12 protein-coding genes and 1 pseudogene are annotated in these 16,716 nt (G+C 70.7%); 8 read left to right on the top strand and 5 right to left on the bottom strand.

All coding sequences use genetic code 11. The features are described from left to right. Positions 1-200 precede the first annotated feature (200 nt). Genes MW290_RS09210 through MW290_RS09200 form a run of 3 tightly spaced genes read left to right on the top strand, consistent with a single transcriptional unit; the run spans position 201 to position 3,165 of the window. Positions 201-1,730: an alpha/beta hydrolase domain-containing protein gene (locus MW290_RS09210; RefSeq protein ID WP_250194374.1), complete on the top strand. Its 1,530-nt coding sequence runs from the start codon at positions 201-203 to the stop codon at positions 1,728-1,730. 35 nt (positions 1,731-1,765) lie between these two features. Continuing rightward, positions 1,766-2,344 carry an FxDxF family PEP-CTERM protein gene (locus MW290_RS09205; RefSeq protein WP_250194373.1) on the top strand — a complete coding sequence of 193 codons (579 nt, stop codon included), beginning with the start codon at positions 1,766-1,768 and terminating at the stop codon, positions 2,342-2,344. Further along, positions 2,341-3,165, top strand: a complete 825-nt coding sequence (locus tag MW290_RS09200; RefSeq protein WP_250194372.1) for an IclR family transcriptional regulator — start codon at positions 2,341-2,343, stop codon at positions 3,163-3,165. The genes MW290_RS09205 and MW290_RS09200 overlap by 4 nt, the downstream gene beginning before the upstream one ends. On the opposite strand, the gene MW290_RS09195 is transcribed toward MW290_RS09200, so the two are convergent. Continuing rightward, a complete protein-coding gene (locus tag MW290_RS09195) occupies positions 3,143-3,796 on the bottom strand; it encodes a hypothetical protein (RefSeq protein WP_250194371.1) in 654 nt (217 codons plus the stop codon). The two genes, MW290_RS09200 and MW290_RS09195, sit on opposite strands and share 23 nt — an antisense overlap. Before the next feature lie 178 nt (positions 3,797-3,974). Between MW290_RS09195 and MW290_RS09190 the strand changes: the two genes are divergently transcribed. Beyond that, positions 3,975-6,104, top strand: coding sequence for a TonB-dependent receptor (locus MW290_RS09190; protein ID WP_250194370.1), 2,130 nt, complete (start codon positions 3,975-3,977; stop codon positions 6,102-6,104). A 2-nt stretch (positions 6,105-6,106) separates the two neighbouring features. Continuing rightward, positions 6,107-7,213 (top strand): annotated as a pseudogene (locus tag MW290_RS09185) (PepSY-associated TM helix domain-containing protein); the annotation flags it as partial. A gap of 31 nt (positions 7,214-7,244) precedes the next feature. On the opposite strand, the gene MW290_RS09180 reads toward MW290_RS09185, so the two are convergent. Continuing rightward, positions 7,245-8,333: an alpha/beta hydrolase gene (locus tag MW290_RS09180; RefSeq protein WP_250194369.1), complete on the bottom strand. Its 1,089-nt coding sequence runs from the start codon at positions 8,331-8,333 to the stop codon at positions 7,245-7,247. Positions 8,334-8,438: 105 nt separating this feature from the next. Then, a complete protein-coding gene (locus MW290_RS09175; RefSeq protein WP_250194368.1) occupies positions 8,439-9,143 on the bottom strand; it encodes an outer membrane lipoprotein in 705 nt (234 codons plus the stop codon). A gap of 187 nt (positions 9,144-9,330) precedes the next feature. Between MW290_RS09175 and MW290_RS09170 the strand changes: the two genes are divergently transcribed. The 3 genes from MW290_RS09170 to MW290_RS09160 all read left to right on the top strand — a co-directional run bounded on the left by MW290_RS09170 (position 9,331) and on the right by MW290_RS09160 (position 12,279). Then, positions 9,331-10,494, top strand: coding sequence for an alpha-hydroxy-acid oxidizing protein (locus MW290_RS09170; protein ID WP_250194367.1), 1,164 nt, complete (start codon positions 9,331-9,333; stop codon positions 10,492-10,494). A gap of 22 nt (positions 10,495-10,516) precedes the next feature. Beyond that, the gene (locus tag MW290_RS09165) at positions 10,517-11,707 is read left to right on the top strand and encodes an MFS transporter (protein WP_250194366.1); all 1,191 of its coding nucleotides are present in this window, start codon (positions 10,517-10,519) and stop codon (positions 11,705-11,707) included. A gap of 125 nt (positions 11,708-11,832) precedes the next feature. Beyond that, positions 11,833-12,279, top strand: coding sequence for an acyl-CoA thioesterase (locus MW290_RS09160; RefSeq protein WP_250194365.1), 447 nt, complete (start codon positions 11,833-11,835; stop codon positions 12,277-12,279). 229 nt (positions 12,280-12,508) lie between these two features. On the opposite strand, the gene MW290_RS09155 is transcribed toward MW290_RS09160, so the two are convergent. Continuing rightward, positions 12,509-13,369, bottom strand: coding sequence for a mechanosensitive ion channel family protein (locus tag MW290_RS09155; RefSeq protein WP_250194364.1), 861 nt, complete (start codon positions 13,367-13,369; stop codon positions 12,509-12,511). Position 13,370: 1 nt separating this feature from the next. Beyond that, a complete protein-coding gene (gene treS / locus MW290_RS09150; RefSeq protein WP_250194363.1) occupies positions 13,371-16,712 on the bottom strand; it encodes a maltose alpha-D-glucosyltransferase in 3,342 nt (1,113 codons plus the stop codon). Positions 16,713-16,716 lie beyond the last annotated feature (4 nt).

Here is a 16,716-nt window from a genome sequence, read left to right as displayed (position 1 = left end):
CGCACGGCGGCCGAACAAACCAGCACAGACAACCCCGCCAAGCTGCAAACCCGTTCCGCACAGCGGTGCACCCAGGAAAACACCGCCTTGCCCCGCACGCCCCCGGTGACTACAAACCATCGACCCTGCGAAACGAATGCAAACGAAAGCAGTTCGCGCGGGTTCGAAAGCAGTAGTAACAACAACGAACGGAGACGAAGATGCCCAGCGATGTTTCCAGGCCAGGCAGGCTCACCCTTGCCGCGGCCGCCGCGGCCCTGGCCGCGGGGCTGTCCAGCCCTGCCACCCAGGCCGCCACGCCCGTTCCCACGGTCACCGGTCCCTTGCCCACCACGGCGCAATCCCACCCCTTCGGCGGCGCGGCCTACACCCTGCGCGCGCAGGATCTGGCCAAGCTCGGCTATGTGGAGGAGGAGTACCTCATCAGCGGCCAGGCCAATGTGTACGAATGGCCCGCGCCCGGCCCGGCCGTGGTGCGCACCGCCGATGCGCCCTACACCACCCGCGTGCTGGTGCGCCGGCCCATCAACCCGAAGAAGTTCAGCGGCAACGTCATCGTGGAGCCGCTCAATCCCAGCAACCTGTTCGACCTCAACATCGGCTGGGGCCTGTCGGGCGAGCACTTCGTGCGCAATGGCGACGTGTGGGTGGGCGTCACCGTCAAGCCGGTGTCGGTGGTGGCGCTGAAGAACTTCGACCCCGTGCGCTACGGGCCGCTGAACTTCGCCAACCCGCTGCCGCTGGACGACCCGCGCAACTGCGCCACCGTGCCGGCCGATTCGTCGCGCACCACCGAGAACGGCCTGGCCTGGGACATCATCAGCCAGACCGGCGCCTGGATGAAGAGCCAGGACCCGCGCAACCCGCTGCGGGCCGCGGCCGGCTTCAACGTGCAGCACCTGATCGGCTTCGGCTACTCGCAGACCGGCGGCTACCTGTACAACTACATCAACGGCATCCACCCGCTGGAAACCGCGCGCAATGGCGGCCGGCCGCTGTACGACGCGTACATCGTGGCCGTGGCCGGCGGTGCCTTCGCGGGGTTGTACCCGATCAACCAGTGCAAGCCGGCGCCCCTGGTGCCCGACCCTCGGCGGCAGTTCAGCAACGTGGGCGTGCCCATCATCCACATCATGTCGCAGTCGGACTACCTCACCGGCATCGCCTCGCGCCGGCCCGACAGCGATGCGCCGGCCGACCGCTTCCGCCACTACGAGATGGCCGGCATGGGCCACGCCACGCCCGACGAGCTGTACAGCGCCGCCAAGCCCGAGGACATCGTCAAGGCCGGCCGCAGCGTGCCGCCGATGTCGTGCAACGAGGGGCCGCGCAGCCGCTTCCCGTCCAGCATCCACTTCAATGCCGCGTTCCAGAACATGGACCTGTGGCTGCGCCGCGGCCTGCCGCCGCCGAAGGCCGAGCCCATCAACGTGGTGGACGGCAAGCCGGTGCTGGACGTGTTCGGCAACGTCACCGGCGGCGTGCGCAGCCCGCTGCTGGACGTGCCCACCAGCACCTGGAACGGCACCTCCACCGGCGCCAGCTTCTGCTTCATCGCGGGCCATGAGATCCCGTTCGACGATGCCCGGCTGAACCAGCTCTACCTGAACCACGGCGACTACGTGGGCAAGGTCAAGGACAGCGTGAACCGCCTGGTGCGCGACCGCTTCCTCACACCGGCCGACGGGCTGAAGCTGCAGCGCGAAGCCGCGCAATCGCAGATTCCCTGAACCGCCGCACCCCACCAGCCAAGAGGAGACACAAGATGCCTAGACAACTGAACCTGCGCCGCGGGCTGGCCGCGGCCGGCCTGGCCGCCTGCGCGCTGGCAGCGGCCACCAGCGCCCATGCGGTGGACCTGTCCGTCGACTGGGGCAACCACGGCCCCGCCCGGCTGGCCCAGGCCAACCCCGGGCCGGAAGGCAGCTTCTTCAACGATGCCTATGCCTTCAGCCTGGGCGCGGGCAGCTGGACCATTGCCAGCACCGTGGTGGCCAACGAGCTGATGCTGGGCGGCAATGCCGTCTACTCGATCATCGGCGGCGTGTACGGGCTGTATGCCGACCCCGACGGCACGCCCGAAAGCGGCGACGAAGCGCTGATCGGCACCGACAGCGCCTTCAACGGCACCACCGGTGAGCTGTCGATGCAGGCCACCGTGGGCCAGGGCCGCTACTACTACCTGGTCACCGGCCTGGCCGCGGGCACGGCCGGCGGGGCTTACCAGCTCAGCTCGGCCGTGGCCGCGGTGCCCGAGCCCGCGTCGGCAGCCCTGCTGCTGGCCGGGGCCGCGGTGGTGGGCGGCATCGCCACGCGCCGCCGGCGCTCGCAGCGCGAGGCGTGAACGCCCGGCTGCCTGCCGGGGTGGAAGGCGAAGCGCCGCGCGACCGGCGCTTCGTCACCGCGCTGGCGCGCGGGCTGGAGGTGCTGCGCTGCTTCGGCCCTGACGACCTGTGGCTGGGCCACCGCGAGATCGCACGGCGCACCGGCCTGCCTCCTTCCACCGTCAGCCGGCTGGCCTACACGCTGAAGATGCTGGGCTGCCTGAAGACGGGCCCGGGCATCGGCCAGTACGGGCTGGACGCGGGCGTGATCGCGCTCGGCTTCAGCATGCTGGGCCGCTATGACATCGCCCGCATCGCGCGGCCCACCATGCAGGCGCTGGCCGACGAGGCCGGCGTGCAGGTGGCGCTGTGCGTGCGCCATGGCCTGGAAGTGGTGTACGTGGGCCATTGCCGGGCGCCGCAGGCGCGCTCGGTGCTGGGGCTGGATGTGGGCGCCCGGCTGCCGCTGGCACCCACCGCCGCCGGCCGCGCGCTGGTGGCCGGGCTGGAGCCGGCCGAGCAGCAACGGCTGCTGCAGCAGTTGCAGCAGGCCGCGCGGCCCGAGGCCGAGCTGCAGGGCCTGCGGCAGGCCTTGCAGGCCCACGCGGCCGAAGGCTTCACCCGCTCCACCGAGGATTGGGAGCGCGGCGTCAGCGCGGTGGCGGTGCCGCTGCAGCTGGGCGCCGGCCTGGCCCCGATGGCGCTGAGCTGCGGCACCGCCAGCAGCGCGCTGGGCGGGGCCGAGATGGCCACGCTGGGCCAGCGCCTGCGCGCCGCCGCCGAGGAAGTGCGGCACGCAGTGCAGCGCGGCGGCGAACCTAGAACCGGTAGATCACGCTGACGCCGATCTGCGGAATGCCGCGCAGGCGTTCCACATCGTCACGGATGTCGTCCAGTTCGCGGTCCACGTCTTCCTGCGCCACGGTGTTGCTGAGCAGCGGGCCGCGCACCTGGCCGGTGACCTTGGGCTTGCCGAAGGCCAGGCCCAGGTCGACCATGACGCCCCAGCCGCCCACCGCCTGCGGCGGCTTGCCGAAGCCGATGCCCAGGTAGGGCATCACGGTGGGGTACTTCACCCGCACGTCCAGCCGGTCGTCGGGGCCGGCCACGTAGGTGCGGTCGCCGATGGTGATGGTGGCGCCGTCGGCACGGCCGGTGAGGCGAGCCCGGGCCTCGTTGACCGTCAGCCCCGCCGTCAGCCGGAAGTTGCGGTGCACGTACCAGTCGCCGAAGAAGGCCAGCCGGTCCACCTGCACGCGGCCGTCGTAGTCCACGCCCGATTTGGACCGGTCCCAGTCCAGCCGGCCCAGCGTGCTCACGTCGGCGCGCAGCGTGAAGCGGTCGTCCAGCGGATGGGCATAGCCCAGCGTCAGGCCCGGCAGACCGGCGCCCAGGTACAGATCGCCCGCATGGGCGGCGGTGGCGCTGCCCAGGGTGAGCGCAGCGAAAGTGGTGGCCAGCAAGGGCTTCACGGCATGCCTTTCCGCGGGCAACCGCGCCCGCGCAGCGCCGCCTCGGCAATCGCCGTACCGCGCCGCAAACAAGATTGATTCTTGTTTACTCTAGAATGGTCGCCGTAAGGGCTCAGCCAACCGCCACGGTCCAGCCGGTGGCCCTGACGCCACCTCCAGCCCTCACGGATTACGTTCCATGCACTTGCGCTTCCATGCGCTGGCCACGGCCTGCGCCTGCCTTTTCATTGCCCCGACCCTGCGGGCCCAGACCACCTCCCCCACCCTCGTCACCGCCACCACGAATGACACCAGCGCCGAGCAGGTGGTCGTCACCGCCACCCGCGGCGCCAAGGCGGTGGAGAAGATCCCGGGCGCGGTGAGCATCATCAGCCGCCAGGACATCGAGGCCCAGGGCCTGGTGAGCGAAGACCCGAGCGCGCTGCTGGCGCTGCAGATTCCGGGCTATGCGCCTTCACGCCAGAAGCTCAGCAACTTCGGTGAAGGCCTGCGTGGCCGCAATGCGCTGCTGCTGCTGGACGGCATTCCGCAGACCAACCCGCTGCGCCTGGGTGGGCGCGAAGGCTACTTCGCCGACCCGATGATCGTCTCGCGCATCGAGGTGGTGTCGGGCGCCTCGGCCGCGCAGGGCCTGGGCGCCACGGGTGGCATCATCAACACCATCACCCGCACACCCACTGAAGAAGGCACCCGCCACACGGTGGAGCTGAAGTACGGCACCCAGTTCCATGGCGACAGCGCCAGCTGGAAGACCGGCTACATGCTGGAGCACAAGAGCAGCTACGACCTGATCGCCTACCTGGGCGCGCGCAACCAGGACATCGGCGTCGACGGCGCCGGCCGGCCGCTGGCCACCGAATCGCTGCACCGCGCGGCCGACGTGTTTGTCAAGCTGGGCAAGGACTTCGGCCCGCAGCGGCTGCAGGTGATGTTCAACCGCTACCAGGCCGACGGCTTCGACGACCGGGTGGACGTGCCCGGCGACCGCGCCACCGGCGTGCCCACCACCTCGCAACGCGGCACGCTGCCGTACGACGCGCCGCGCAACGAGGTGCGCTCGGCCAGCCTGGAATGGACGCACAACGACCTGGCCCAGGGCACGGCCACGGTGCAGCTGTTCAAGCAGGACTTCTCGGCCCGCTACAGCGGCGGCGTGATCGCCACCTTCCAGGACGCGGCCATCGCGCCGGTCGGCCAGTTGATCGACCAGAGCGAGATCCAGGCCGACAAATGGGGCCTGCGCGCCAGCTGGGTGCGGCCCGACCTGTGGACCCGCGGCCTGGAGCTGACGCTGGGCGCCGACTACCTGGACGACGAATCGCAGCAGCGGCTGACGCAGACCGGCCGCGTGTGGGTGCCGCCGATGACCTACCGCAGCCTGGCGCCCTTCGCGCAGCTGGAGTACGAGATCGGCCCGCTGACGCTGCGCGGCGGCCTGCGTAACGAGCACAGCCGGCTGAAGGTGGACGACTACAGCACGCTGGCCTACTACGGCAGCCGCGCGGTGCAAGGCGGTGAGCGCAGCGCCAGCAAGCTGGTGAAGAACCTGGGCGCGGTCTGGCGCTTCGGCAACACCGGCTGGTCCACCTTCGCCGCGTACAGCGAAGGCTTCGGCTCGCCCGACGTGGGCCTGATCCTGCGCGCCGTCAACAGCAATGGCCGCTCGGTCAACAACCTGGTGGACCTGCAGCCCATCCTGATCGACAACCGCGAAGTAGGCGTCACCTGGCGCGGCTCACGGGCCAGCCTGTCGGCCTCGGTCTACCGATCGCACTCCGACCTGGGCAGCCAGCTGGTGGTGAGCAACGGCATCGGCTCGGTCCAGCGGGTGCCGATCACGGTGCGCGGCTTCGAGGTGACGGGCGAGTGGCGCCCGTTGCCCGACTGGCAGTTCAACGGCAGCTATGCCATCACGCGCGGCCGTACCGCCAGCACCGCGGGCGGCAGCCTCGACCTGGACCTGGGCGCGCGCTCGCAAGGGCCCGACAAGCTGGTGCTGGGCGCGCTGTGGCGGCCGGCGCCGGGCTGGCAGGCGCACTGGACGCAGTCGGTCTACTTCTCGCGCGATGCCAACGAAGGCAAGTTCTCGGGCCGCACCTCGCTGGAAGAGCACTTCAAGGGCTACACCGTGGCCGACGTGGCGCTGAGCTGGGATTCGCCCTGGGGCAAGCTGGGCGCGGGCATCGAGAACCTGTTCGACCGCCGCTACATCACCTACTACGGCCAGGCCAACTACTCGGGCACTGCCGAGGACTACTACGCCGGCCGTGGCCGCACGCTGACGCTGAGCTGGCGTCGCACCTTCTGACCATGGGCGGCCGACTGCGCAAGGCCCTGGCCTGGCTGCACCGCTGGGCCTCGCTGCTGGCCGGCGCGCTGCTGGTGGTGCTGGGCCTGAGCGGCAGCCTGCTGGTGTGGCAGGCCGAGCTGGATGCCGCGCTCAACCCGGGCTGGTTCCGGCCCCTGCCCGCCTGCAGCGCGATCGAGCCCGCCGGCCTGCCCACCACCGCCACGCCGGTGGCCCGCGTGCTGCAGGTGCTGCAGCAGCAGGCGCCCGGGCGCCAGCCCAACATCGTGGTGGCGCCGCACGAGTCCGGGGCCGCCTGGCAGGTGTGGGAAAAGCGCGATGCACACGGCCTGCGGCGCGAGCATTTCATCGACATGGCCTGCGGCCAGTACCTGGGCGCGCGCGACCGTGGCCTGGTGCGCTGGGACGCGCAACACCTGGTGCCCACGGTGTATGAGCTGCATCGCTACTTCTGGAGCGGCGAGACCGGCGCCACCGTGGCCGGCACCGGCGGCCTGGTGCTGCTGGGCCTGGGTCTGACCGGCCTGGTGCTGGCCTGGCCGCGGCAGGCGCTGCGCTGGGCGGCCTGGCGCCGCACGCTGGGCATCCAGTGGCAGGCGGCACCGGCCCGCCGCTGGTACGACGTGCACCGCGCCGTGGGCTTCTGGCTGGCCCCGTTGCTGGTGCTGCTGAGCCTGACCGGCGCCGCGCTGGTGTTCGGCGACACCACCCGCGCCTGGGTGGGTGCGGTGCTGCCCTTGCAGGCGCAGCCCCGCTTGCAGCCACGCATGCAGCAAAGCGGGGCCACGCCCGCGCCCGCCGACAGCAGCCGAACCGCGGGCGCGCTGTCGCCGGACGAACTGGTGGCCCTGGCCAGCGCGCAGTTTCCGCAGGCGCAGTGGAGCCGGCTGACGCTGCCCACCGGCCGCGGTGCGGCCGAAGTGCGGCTGCTGCAGCCTGGCGAGCCCCGCGCCGACACCGGCAACACCCGGGTGCGCATCAGCCCCGGCGGCGAGGTGATGTTGCGCTACGACCCGCTGAACGCCCCCGCGGGCAACGTGCTGCTGAACTGGCTGTTCCCGCTGCACAGCGCCGAGGCCTTCGGCCTGGCGGCGCGTGTGCTGTGGAGCCTCTTCGGCCTGGTGCCCACTCTGCTGCTGGCTACAGGCCTGTGGCTGTGGTGGCGGCGGCGGAGGGCGCTGCGGCTGCAAAAGCCTGGCGCAGCCGCGCGCCGGCATACGCCTGGGCCTCGCGGGCCTTCTCCAGCACGGCTGCCGCGCCAAAGAACTCGTGCGCCACGCCCTCGTATTCCCGGCGCTCCACCGCGTTGCCGGCGGCACGCAGCGCGTGCTCCAGCTTGGCGCCGTCGCTGCGCAAGGGGTCCAGCCGGGCGTTGATCAGCGTCACCGGGGGCAGCCGGCCCAGGTCGGCCTCGATCAGCTGCAGGCGGGTGTCCTTCAGCTCGTTCTCGTGGTTGATCAGGTGGTCGACGAACCACTTCACCATCGCCCGGTTCAAGGGCTTGGCGATGGCGTTCTCGAGGTACGACTCGGTGTTGAGGCTGGTCTGCGCCACCGGGTACACCGACACCACGTGCAGCGGCTGCCGCAGCGCCGCATCACGCGCGGCGATGGCGGTGGCCATGGCCAGGTTGCCGCCGGCGCTTTCACCGGCCAATGCCAGCCGCGTGGGGTCGCCGCCCAGCCGCGAGGCATGGGCGATCAGCCAGCGGTAGGCCGCCAGCGCATCGTCCCAGGCGGCCGGGAACTTGTGCTCCGGCGCCTGCCGGTAGTCCACCGACAGCACGATGGCGCCCGACTGCGCGCACAGGCCGCGCGCCCCGCCGTCGTACACATGGCGGTCGGCGATCACCCAGCCGCCGCCGTGGAAGTACAGCACCAGCGGAAAGGGGCCGCTGCCCGGCGGCGTGTACAGCGTGGCCGGCAGCGGGCCGGCCGCGCCTTCCACCTGCAGATCACTGCTGCGCACGCCAGGCACCAGGGCCTGGGGGTCGGTGGGCTTGCCTTCGCGCTGCAGCAGCGCACGCACCGCGTCGGCCACCGTGGGCTGGGCGCGCGCTTCCTGCACCGTCAGCTTTTCGATGGCCTTGGGGCCCAGCGCCTCATGCGCCTCCGCCAGGTCCAGCTGGTCGTCATCGGCCCGCAGGGCGGCCACGGCGTTGGACACCGCGTTGACGATCGGATTGGGCTTGCCGTGCTCGTCGACGGGCGGGTTGGCGGGGTGGTTCACGCGGCTTCCTTGCGGCTGATGTGGAAACCGCAGGCTAGGCGGGGCGCGTGGCCCCGCCTGTCGGAAAACACCGGCGCGCGCCGTGGGAGGCGCGCGCTTTCAGGCTTACATCGAATGCACGCCGTTGCCGTCCACCGTCACGCGCGAGCCCTGGGCGGGCGCGCTGCGCTGGGTGACGGTGCGGGTGGTGCCGTTGTCCATGCGCACGCGCACTTCGTACACCGTCTCGGCCTTCATGCGCTTTTCCACCTCGTTGCCGGCCATGCCGCCGCCCACGGCGCCCAGCACCGTCATCGCGGTGCGGCCATTGCCGCCGCCCACCTGGTTGCCCAGCACCGCGCCCAGCACGCCACCGGCCACCGCGCCCACGCCATTGGCGTCACCCTTGCGCTGGATGCTGCGCACGCTTTCCACGGTACCGCACGACTGGCAGATCTCCACCGGCCGGCGCTCGGTGTGCACCGGGGCCTGCGCCACCACCGGGGCCGGCTGGCGCTGCTGCACCGGTGCACGTTCGGTGCGCACGGGGGCGGGCTTCTCGGCCACGGGGCTGGGCGGCGCCTGCTCGACCAGCGGCGGCCGGTCGTCGGGTGCGTTGGGCGGGGTCGTCGGCGGCGTCTGGGTCTGGCTGCTGGCGGCCGCCACCATCGGCGGCTGGGTGGCACCGCGCAGCATCCAGCCGCCGCCGGCGGCCAGCGCGGCCACCAGCAGGCCACCGCCCACGATGGCCACCACGGTACGGTCGCGCGAGCGCCGGCGGTGGGCGCTGGGCGACAGCGAAGGCTCGTTCAGGGCGTCGGTGGTGGGCATGGCAACTCCTCTTTCGTTGTGTCTTCCATCAGAACGCAGCAGCGCTGCTTTGGTTTGCGCGGTGGATGCATCAGGCGTCACCCGCTGTAACAACCACCCGGCAACCAGCGGGCCTGGCATGCGCGTGACATCCCCCGGCTGCGGGGCGCCGTAGCATCGGTCGACACACCACAAGGAGACCAACCGCATGCCGCACTACGGTGACTTTCAGAACGAGATCTACCTGGCCGGCCTGTCCGGCGTGGTGCCCAAGCTGCCCACCGACTTCGCCACGCTGGAGGCCCGCGCCGCCGCCGCCATGCCGCCCCACGTGCTGAACTACGTGCAGGGCGGCTGCGGCGACGAGCTGACCCAACGCCGCAACAGCGAGGCCTTCGGCCACTGGGGCATGGTGCCGCGCATGATGGTCGACAGCACCTCGCGCGACCTGTCGATCGAGCTGTTCGGCCAGCGCTACCCCACGCCGCTGTTCATGGCGCCCATCGGCGTCACCGGCATCTGCACGCAAGACCAGCATGGCGACCTGGCCGCCGCCCGCGCCAGCGTGGCCACCGGCGTGCCGCTGTGCCTGAGCACGCTGACCAACGACCCGCTGGAGACCGTCGCGCAGACCCTGGGCGACCAGCCCGGCTTCTTCCAGCTGTACACCCCGCGCGATGCCGACGTGGCCGCCAGCCTGGTACAGCGCGCCGAGAAAGCGGGCTACCGCGCCATCGTGGTGACGCTGGACACCTGGGTGACCGGCTGGCGACCGCGCGACCTCAACACCGCCAGCTTTCCGCAGCTGCGCGGCCATGTGCTGAGCAACTACTTCAGCGACCCGGCGTTCCGCAAGCTGCTGCCGCAGCCGCCCGAGGTCGACCCGGCGGCCGCCATCCGCGCCTGGACCAAGCTCTTCGGCCGTGTGCTCACCTGGGCCGACATGCCCTGGCTGAAGAGCCTGACCAAGCTGCCCATCGTGCTCAAGGGCATCTGCCACCCCGACGATGCACGCCGCGCGGTGGACGCGGGTGCCGGTGCCATCTACTGCAGCAACCACGGCGGCCGCCAGGCCAACGGCGGCATGGCCGCCATCGACCTGCTGCCCGAGGTGGTGAAGGCCGCGGGCAGCGTGCCGGTGCTGTTCGATTCGGGCGTGCGATCGGGCACCGACGTGGTCAAGGCCCTGGCCCTGGGCGCCCGCGCCGTGGGCGTGGGCCGGCCTTATGCCTACGGCCTGGCGCTGGACGGCGCGGCAGGCGCCACCCACGTGCTGCGCTGCCTGCTGGCCGAAGCCGACCTGCTGATGGCCGTCAACGGCTGGCCCAGCATCGCTGCGGTGCGCGAAGCGGGGGCGCTGCGGGTGTCATGATCCTTGGGCGAAGATTCGCCCCATGCAGCCCCTTGCCCCCGACACCGCCGGCCCGCCGGCGCTGGCGCGCCATGAGCGCCTCCTGATCGGCTCGGTGCTGGCGGGCAACTTCGTGGTCGGCACCTGCGGCAGCATGCTCACGGCGCTGATCCCCGACCTCAGCCGGTCGCTGCAGGTGAGCGTGGCCCAGGTGGGCCAGCTGGTCACGCTGTCGGGCGTGGTCATGTGCCTGATGGCGCCGCTGGCACCGGTGGTGGCGCGGCGCATCGGCCGCCGCCAGCTGCTCACCGCCACGCTGCTGGTGCAGGGCCTGGCGCTGCTGCTGTCGGCCTGGCAGACCACCTGGGGCGGCCTGGCGGTGGCCCGAGCGCTGCAGTCGGTGGGGCCGGCCGTCTTCACGGCGCAGGCCGCGGCGCTGCTGGGCCTGCTGCTGCCGCAGCGCGTGGGCCGCGTCACGGCCACGGTGTACCTGGGCTGGCCGCTGGCCCTGGTGCTGGGCACGCCGGCAGCAGCCTGGTTCAGCGCCGTGGTGGGCTGGCCCTGGGTGTTCGCGGCCGTGGGTTCGTGCAGCCTGCTGGCCACCGCGGCGGTCTGGCGTGCGCTCGCGCCTTTTGCGGCCCACATACCGCCCGTCGCCACCACTCCCTGGCGCGCCACCGCGGCCGGTGTGCGCAGCTGCTGGTTGACCACCGCAATGGCCCTGGCCGGGCAACTGGTGCTGCTGACCTACTTCACCAGCTATGGCCGCGACGTGCTGCACGTGCAGCCTGCCGACATGGCGCTGGCGCTGATGGTGCTGGGCACGCTGAGCGTGCTGGGTGTCGGGTGCATCGGGCGCGTCGTCGACCGCGTGGGTGCACCACGGGCCGTGGCGCTGTGCCTGGGCCTGATGGCGGTCTCGATGGGGGCCTGGCCGCTGGCCACCAGCCTGCCGATGGCGATGCTGGTGCTCACCCCCTGGGCCCTGGCGGGCTTTGCGCTCAATGCCGCCCAGCAGGCCCGGCTATTGGCGCTGGATGCCGCGGGCGGTGCCCGCAACATCGGCCTCAACACCTCGTTCGTGTACCTGGGCCAGGCCCTGGGCGCCGGCCTGGGCGGCTGGTGGGTGGCGCACCACGGTTACGGCAGCCTGGGCTTGGCCGCACTGGGGTTTCTGGCGCTGGCGGCGGTGGCGTCTTGGCACAGCGGGGCGGTGGGTAGGCGCCCCTTCTGACAACTATTTGCACGATGGAGACGGTGGTCGCTTCGCACCCATAGACTCCCAGACGACACGGTGAAAGCTCTGCAGGTTCGAGAAGGCACCGGACACGCCCTGCAACCTGCTATGGAGCCAAGCCCTTGAGCACCCCTACCCCAAGCCATGAAGTCCGCGTGAAGATCCGCTGGGCCGATGTCGATGCGTACGGCCACCTGCGCCACAGCGCGTTTGCCGACTGGGCGACCTTCGCCCGGTCGGAATGGTTTGAAGGCGTGGGCTTGACGCCGGCCGTCTTCGCCAAGGAAGGCACCGCGCCCATCACCCTCGAAGAGACCTCGACTTTCTTGAAAGAAGTGCGCCTGGGCGAGACGCTGACGCTGCGCATGCAGCGCGCGGCCGCCAGCGCCGACGGCAGCCGCTTTGTGCATGAGGTGACTTTTGAGCGCAACGAAGTGCCCGTGGCGCGCTACCGAATGACCGGCGCCTGGTTAAACCTGCAGGCGCGCCGCATCGTGGCGCCGCCCGCGCTGATCAGCGAAGCCGTGGAGCTGCTTGAAAAAACGGCCAGCTTTCGCCAGCTGGACTGAATGCTCAGTACGTTGAAGCGCATCACAGCGAGCCCCTGCCACCGGGGTCACCCACACCCCACGCCCCCCGTTTTCGCCGCGCGGTGCAGGGCATCCCTGGCCACGTATGAACGAACCGGCCATGCCATTCCGGTGGATGTGGTCCTCTCCAAACTGGAAGGCAAGGTCGCTGCGCGGGTTGATCAGCTGTGTCAACGAGGTCCCTGACCTTCGCTGACCCATCAGAGCCTCACCCGTCGCGTCGCGCGCCCCCTCCCATGCGGCCAGGGCTGCCCGGACCGCCGGGGCCGGCGGTGCCGGTACCCAGGCCCGAACCGGCTGCGCCTGCGCCGGGGCCCGCACCCGGCACCCCGGGGTTGAACGGCGTGACCTGCGCCCCCGGCCCGCCGGGCGAGCGGGCGCCGCGCTGGGGCAGCGCATCCAGGCCCTTGGTGGGCCACCAGCGTTCCAGGTGCGCGGCGGCCCATTCGCGGCCGCCGAGGCCGAAGGCCAGCGCGATGGCGGCCACCAGGCCGCCCAGCACGATGAGGAAGCTGTAGCGCACGATGGCGCCGCCGATGTCCAGGTGGTCCAGCGCGATCATCAGCACGAAGATCAGGATCGCGTAGCGCGCCAGGCCGCCCAGCAGGTCGGCATCGCGCACGCCCACGCTGTGGCAGTAGGTGGCCACCGCATTGGCCACGAAGCGCGCGAAGTAGGCACCGAAGGCCAGGATCAGCAGGCCCACGATCACCTTGGGCACGAACACCATCACGCGGCCCAGCAGCTCGGTCACCTGCGTCAGGCCCAGGCCGTTGAAGGCCACGATCAGCGCCGCCAGGATCACCACCCAGTAGGCCAGCCAGGCCAGCAGGTCGGTGGTGTCGGTCTCGCTGCCGCCCTTTTGCAGCAGGCCGTCCACGCCCGCACGGCGGGTGACGATGTGGAAGTTGATGGCCCGCAGCGTCTTGCGCACCGCAAAGCGTGCGGCCTTGGCCACCAGCACGCCGACGATGAGCACGCCGGCCGCGATCAGCAGCCGGGGGATGAATGCGCCGATCTGCAGCAGGAAGGCCCGCAGCGGCTCCAGCATCATGTCTACCCGTTCCATGTCAAAGGTCCTCTTGATTCAGTTGATCGAGGATGCCGCGCAGCGGAATGCCCACCCAGTCGGGCCGGTTGGCCAGTTCGTAGCGCAGTTCGTACAGCGCCTTGTCCAGCACGTACAGCGACAGCAGGCCGTGCGCCGGGTCCAGCGCGGCGCCGCCGGTGCCGGGCGCGCCCACCTCGGCATAAGCCTGCAGGAAGGCAGCGCGAGCACCGGCCTCCCACTGCGCTGCCAGTGCAGGCAGCGGGCCGCTGTCGCCCGGCACCTGCAGGGCCGCGCGCAGGCCGCTTTCGCTGGCGTAGCTGAAGCTGCGCAGCATGCCGGCCACGTCGCGCAGCGGCGATTGCTTGGCCCGCCGCTCGTCGAAGCTGCGGCCCGGCTCGCCTTCGAAGTCCACCACCACGAAGTCGTTCTTGACCAGCAGCACCTGCGCCAGGTGGTAGTCGCCGTGGATGCGGATCTTCTGGCCGGCGTCGGCGGTGCCAGCCAGCGCCTGGATGCGCTGCAGCAGCGCATCGCGCCGTTGCAGCAGGGCCTGCGCGTCTTCCAACGTGCGGCCCTGCAGCGTGGGCAGCGCCTCCTGCAGCTGGCCCAGCACGCTGCGCGCCTGTGCGGCCGTCTGCTGCACCGCGGCGGTCACGTCGGCCGCGGTCATCGGCTCGGGGTCGAAGGCGGGCTCGCCGGCCCGCAGACCCAGCGCCTGGTGCAGCTGGGCGGTGCGGCGGCCCAGGGTCTGCATCAGCTCGAAGTAGGCACCGTGCACGTCTGCGGGCAGGCCCTCGGGGGTGCTGCGCTGCAGCTCGAAGTAGCGCTGCAGGTAGGCCAGGGTGTAGGCCCAGCCATCGCCCTGGTTGGCCACGTACGACTGCACCAGCGCCAGCGTGGTGCGCTCGCCGGCGGTGCTCACATGCTCCAGCACGCCGGCCACCGGCACGCAGTGCCGGAACTCCGCCACGTCGGTGAGGAAGCGGCCGATCTCGTACTCCGGGTTCAGGCCCGGACGCAGACGGCGGTAGCCCTTGAGGAAGAGGCGCTCACCCAGCGTGACGATGGTGTTGCTGCTCTGCGCCTGCGGGCGGCTGACCTCCAGCGTGTCGTGGTCGCTGCCGGCCACGCCCTCGAAGGCCGCGGTGGGCGTGAAGCGCAGTTCGCCACCCTGGGTGGGCAGCACCAGCCGCTCACCGATGGCCGCCACGATGCCGCGGCAGAAATGCTCGTCGGCAAAGGCATCGGCCATCACGCCGACGAAGGCCTGCTGCCGCACGCGGGCGATGGCGCTGACGGCCAGCGCGCGGGTGCGGGCCTCGTCGTCGTCTTCCCAGGCGATGGACAGCGGCAGGAAGTAGCTCTGCGGCTCCTGCGCGCCTTCCACCGCCACCAGCTGCAGCAGGAAGCTGCCGGGGCCGCGCTCCCACATCGCGTAGTCGGTCAGGCGCGCCTGCTCGATGGCGTGGCCCTTGCCCGCGAACCAGCGCTGGGTCTCGATGTAGCGCGGCAGCGTATCGCCCTCGAACTGCTGGCGCGTCTTCACCGCCATGCCGATGCGCCACGGCACCACATGGTCGCGGAAGAAGCTGTTCCAGCCGTCGAACAGCACCAGCACCGGCCGGTCTTCCACGGGCAGGTGCTCTTCGTGCCACTTGGGCACCTGCACGTCGGCCGACAGCCGGAACCAGTAGAAGCCGTGGGCCGCGATGGTGAGCAGGTAGGGCAGCTCGCCGATCGGCGGGAAGGCCGTGCTGCCCAGCAGCTCCACCGGCACCCGGCCCTTGTAGGCCGACAGGTCCAGCTCCACCGGCTGCGCGGTGCGCGCCAGGTTGGCCACGCACAGGATGATCTCGTCACCGTGGATGCGCAGGTAGGCCAGCAGCTTGCGGTTGCCCGGCTTGAGGAACACCAGGTTGCCGCGGCCGAAGGCATGGCTGCTGGCGCGCACCGCCAGCATGCGGCGCATCCAGTTCAGCAGCGAGCTGGGGTCGCGCGCCTGCGCTTCCACGTTCACCGCGGCAAAGCCGTAGCTGGCGTCCATGATGGGCTGCAGGTACATGCGCTGCGGGTCGGCACGCGAGAAGCCGGCATTGCGGTCGGGGCTCCACTGCATCGGCGTGCGCACGCCGTTGCGGTCGCCGACGAACACGTTGTCGCCCATGCCGATCTCGTCGCCGTAGTAGATGATGGGCGAGCCAGGCATCGACAGCAGCAGGCTGTTCATCAGCTTGATGCGGTCCATGTCGTTGTCCATCAGCGGTGCCAGCCGCCGGCGGATGCCCAGGTTGATGCGCGCACGCGGGTCGGACGCGTACGTGCTGTACATGTAGTCGCGTTCCTTGCTGGTCACCATCTCGAGCGTCAGCTCGTCGTGGTTGCGCAGGAAGATGGCCCACTGGCAGCTGGCCGGGATCTCCGGCGTCTGCGCCATGATCTCGGTGAGCGGAAAGCGGTCTTCCTGCGCGATGGCCATGTACATGCGCGGCATCAGCGGGAAGTGGTAGGCCGCATGGCATTCGTCGCCATCGCCGAAGTACTCGCGCACGTCCTCGGGCCACTGGTTGGCCTCGGCCAGCAGGAAGCGGTTCTTGTAGCTGGCGTCGATGGCGGCGCGCAGCTGCTTGATCACCGCATGCGTCTCGGGCAGGTTCTCGTTGTTGGTGCCGTCACGCTCCACCAGGTACGGAATGGCATCGAGGCGGAAGCCGTCCACGCCCATGTCCAGCCAGAAGCGCATGGTGCGGAAGATGGCTTCCAGCACCAGCGGGTTGTCGAAGTTGAGGTCGGGCTGGTGGCTGAAGAAGCGGTGCCAGTAGTAGGCCTTGGCCACCGGGTCCCAGGTCCAGTTGCTGGTCTCGGTGTCGGTGAAGATGATGCGGGTGCCGCTGTACTTGGTGTCGGTGTCGCTCCACACGTAGAAGTTGCGCTCGGGCGAGCCGGGCGGCGCCTTGCGCGCGGCCTGGAACCACGGGTGCGTGTCGGAGGTGTGGTTGATCACCAGCTCGGTGATCACCTTCAGGCCGCGCTTGTGGGCCTCGTCCAGCATCACCTTGAAGTCGTCCAGCGTGCCGTACTGCGGATGCACGTCCTCGTACTGCGAGATGTCGTAGCCGTCGTCGCGCAGCGGCGAGGGATAGAACGGCATCAGCCAGATGGTGTTGACGCCCAGGTCCTTGACGTAGTCCAGCTTGGCCGTCACGCCCTTGAAGTCGCCCATCCCGTCGTCGTTGGTGTCGAAGAACGCCTTGACGTTGAGCTGGTAGATGACCGCGTCCTTGTACCAGAGCGCCTCGTCGGTGACGGGCGTAGTGGCGCCCTGCTCGGCTTCTTCCAGGTGCGGGGTGTGGGGTGCGTTCATGTGT

The organism is Aquincola tertiaricarbonis (assembly GCF_023573145.1).
In the GTDB taxonomy this organism is placed as follows: domain Bacteria; phylum Pseudomonadota; class Gammaproteobacteria; order Burkholderiales; family Burkholderiaceae_C; genus Aquincola; species Aquincola tertiaricarbonis_B.
This window is presented reverse-complemented; position numbering and strand designations above follow the sequence as displayed.

Excerpts from the sequence above, each read along its gene's own strand:
- MW290_RS09205 (WP_250194373.1), top strand. The coding sequence starts at position 1,766 with ATGCCTAGACAACTGAACCTGCGCCGCGGGCTGGCCGCGGCCGGCCTG.
- MW290_RS09190 (WP_250194370.1), top strand. The coding sequence starts at position 3,975 with ATGCACTTGCGCTTCCATGCGCTGGCCACGGCCTGCGCCTGCCTTTTC.
- MW290_RS09170 (WP_250194367.1), top strand. The coding sequence starts at position 9,331 with ATGCCGCACTACGGTGACTTTCAGAACGAGATCTACCTGGCCGGCCTG.
- MW290_RS09155 (WP_250194364.1), bottom strand. The coding sequence starts at position 13,369 with ATGGAACGGGTAGACATGATGCTGGAGCCGCTGCGGGCCTTCCTGCTG.
- treS (WP_250194363.1), bottom strand. The coding sequence starts at position 16,712 with ATGAACGCACCCCACACCCCGCACCTGGAAGAAGCCGAGCAGGGCGCC.
- MW290_RS09165 (WP_250194366.1), top strand. The coding sequence starts at position 10,517 with ATGCAGCCCCTTGCCCCCGACACCGCCGGCCCGCCGGCGCTGGCGCGC.
- MW290_RS09210 (WP_250194374.1), top strand. The coding sequence starts at position 201 with ATGCCCAGCGATGTTTCCAGGCCAGGCAGGCTCACCCTTGCCGCGGCC.
- MW290_RS09175 (WP_250194368.1), bottom strand. The coding sequence starts at position 9,143 with ATGCCCACCACCGACGCCCTGAACGAGCCTTCGCTGTCGCCCAGCGCC.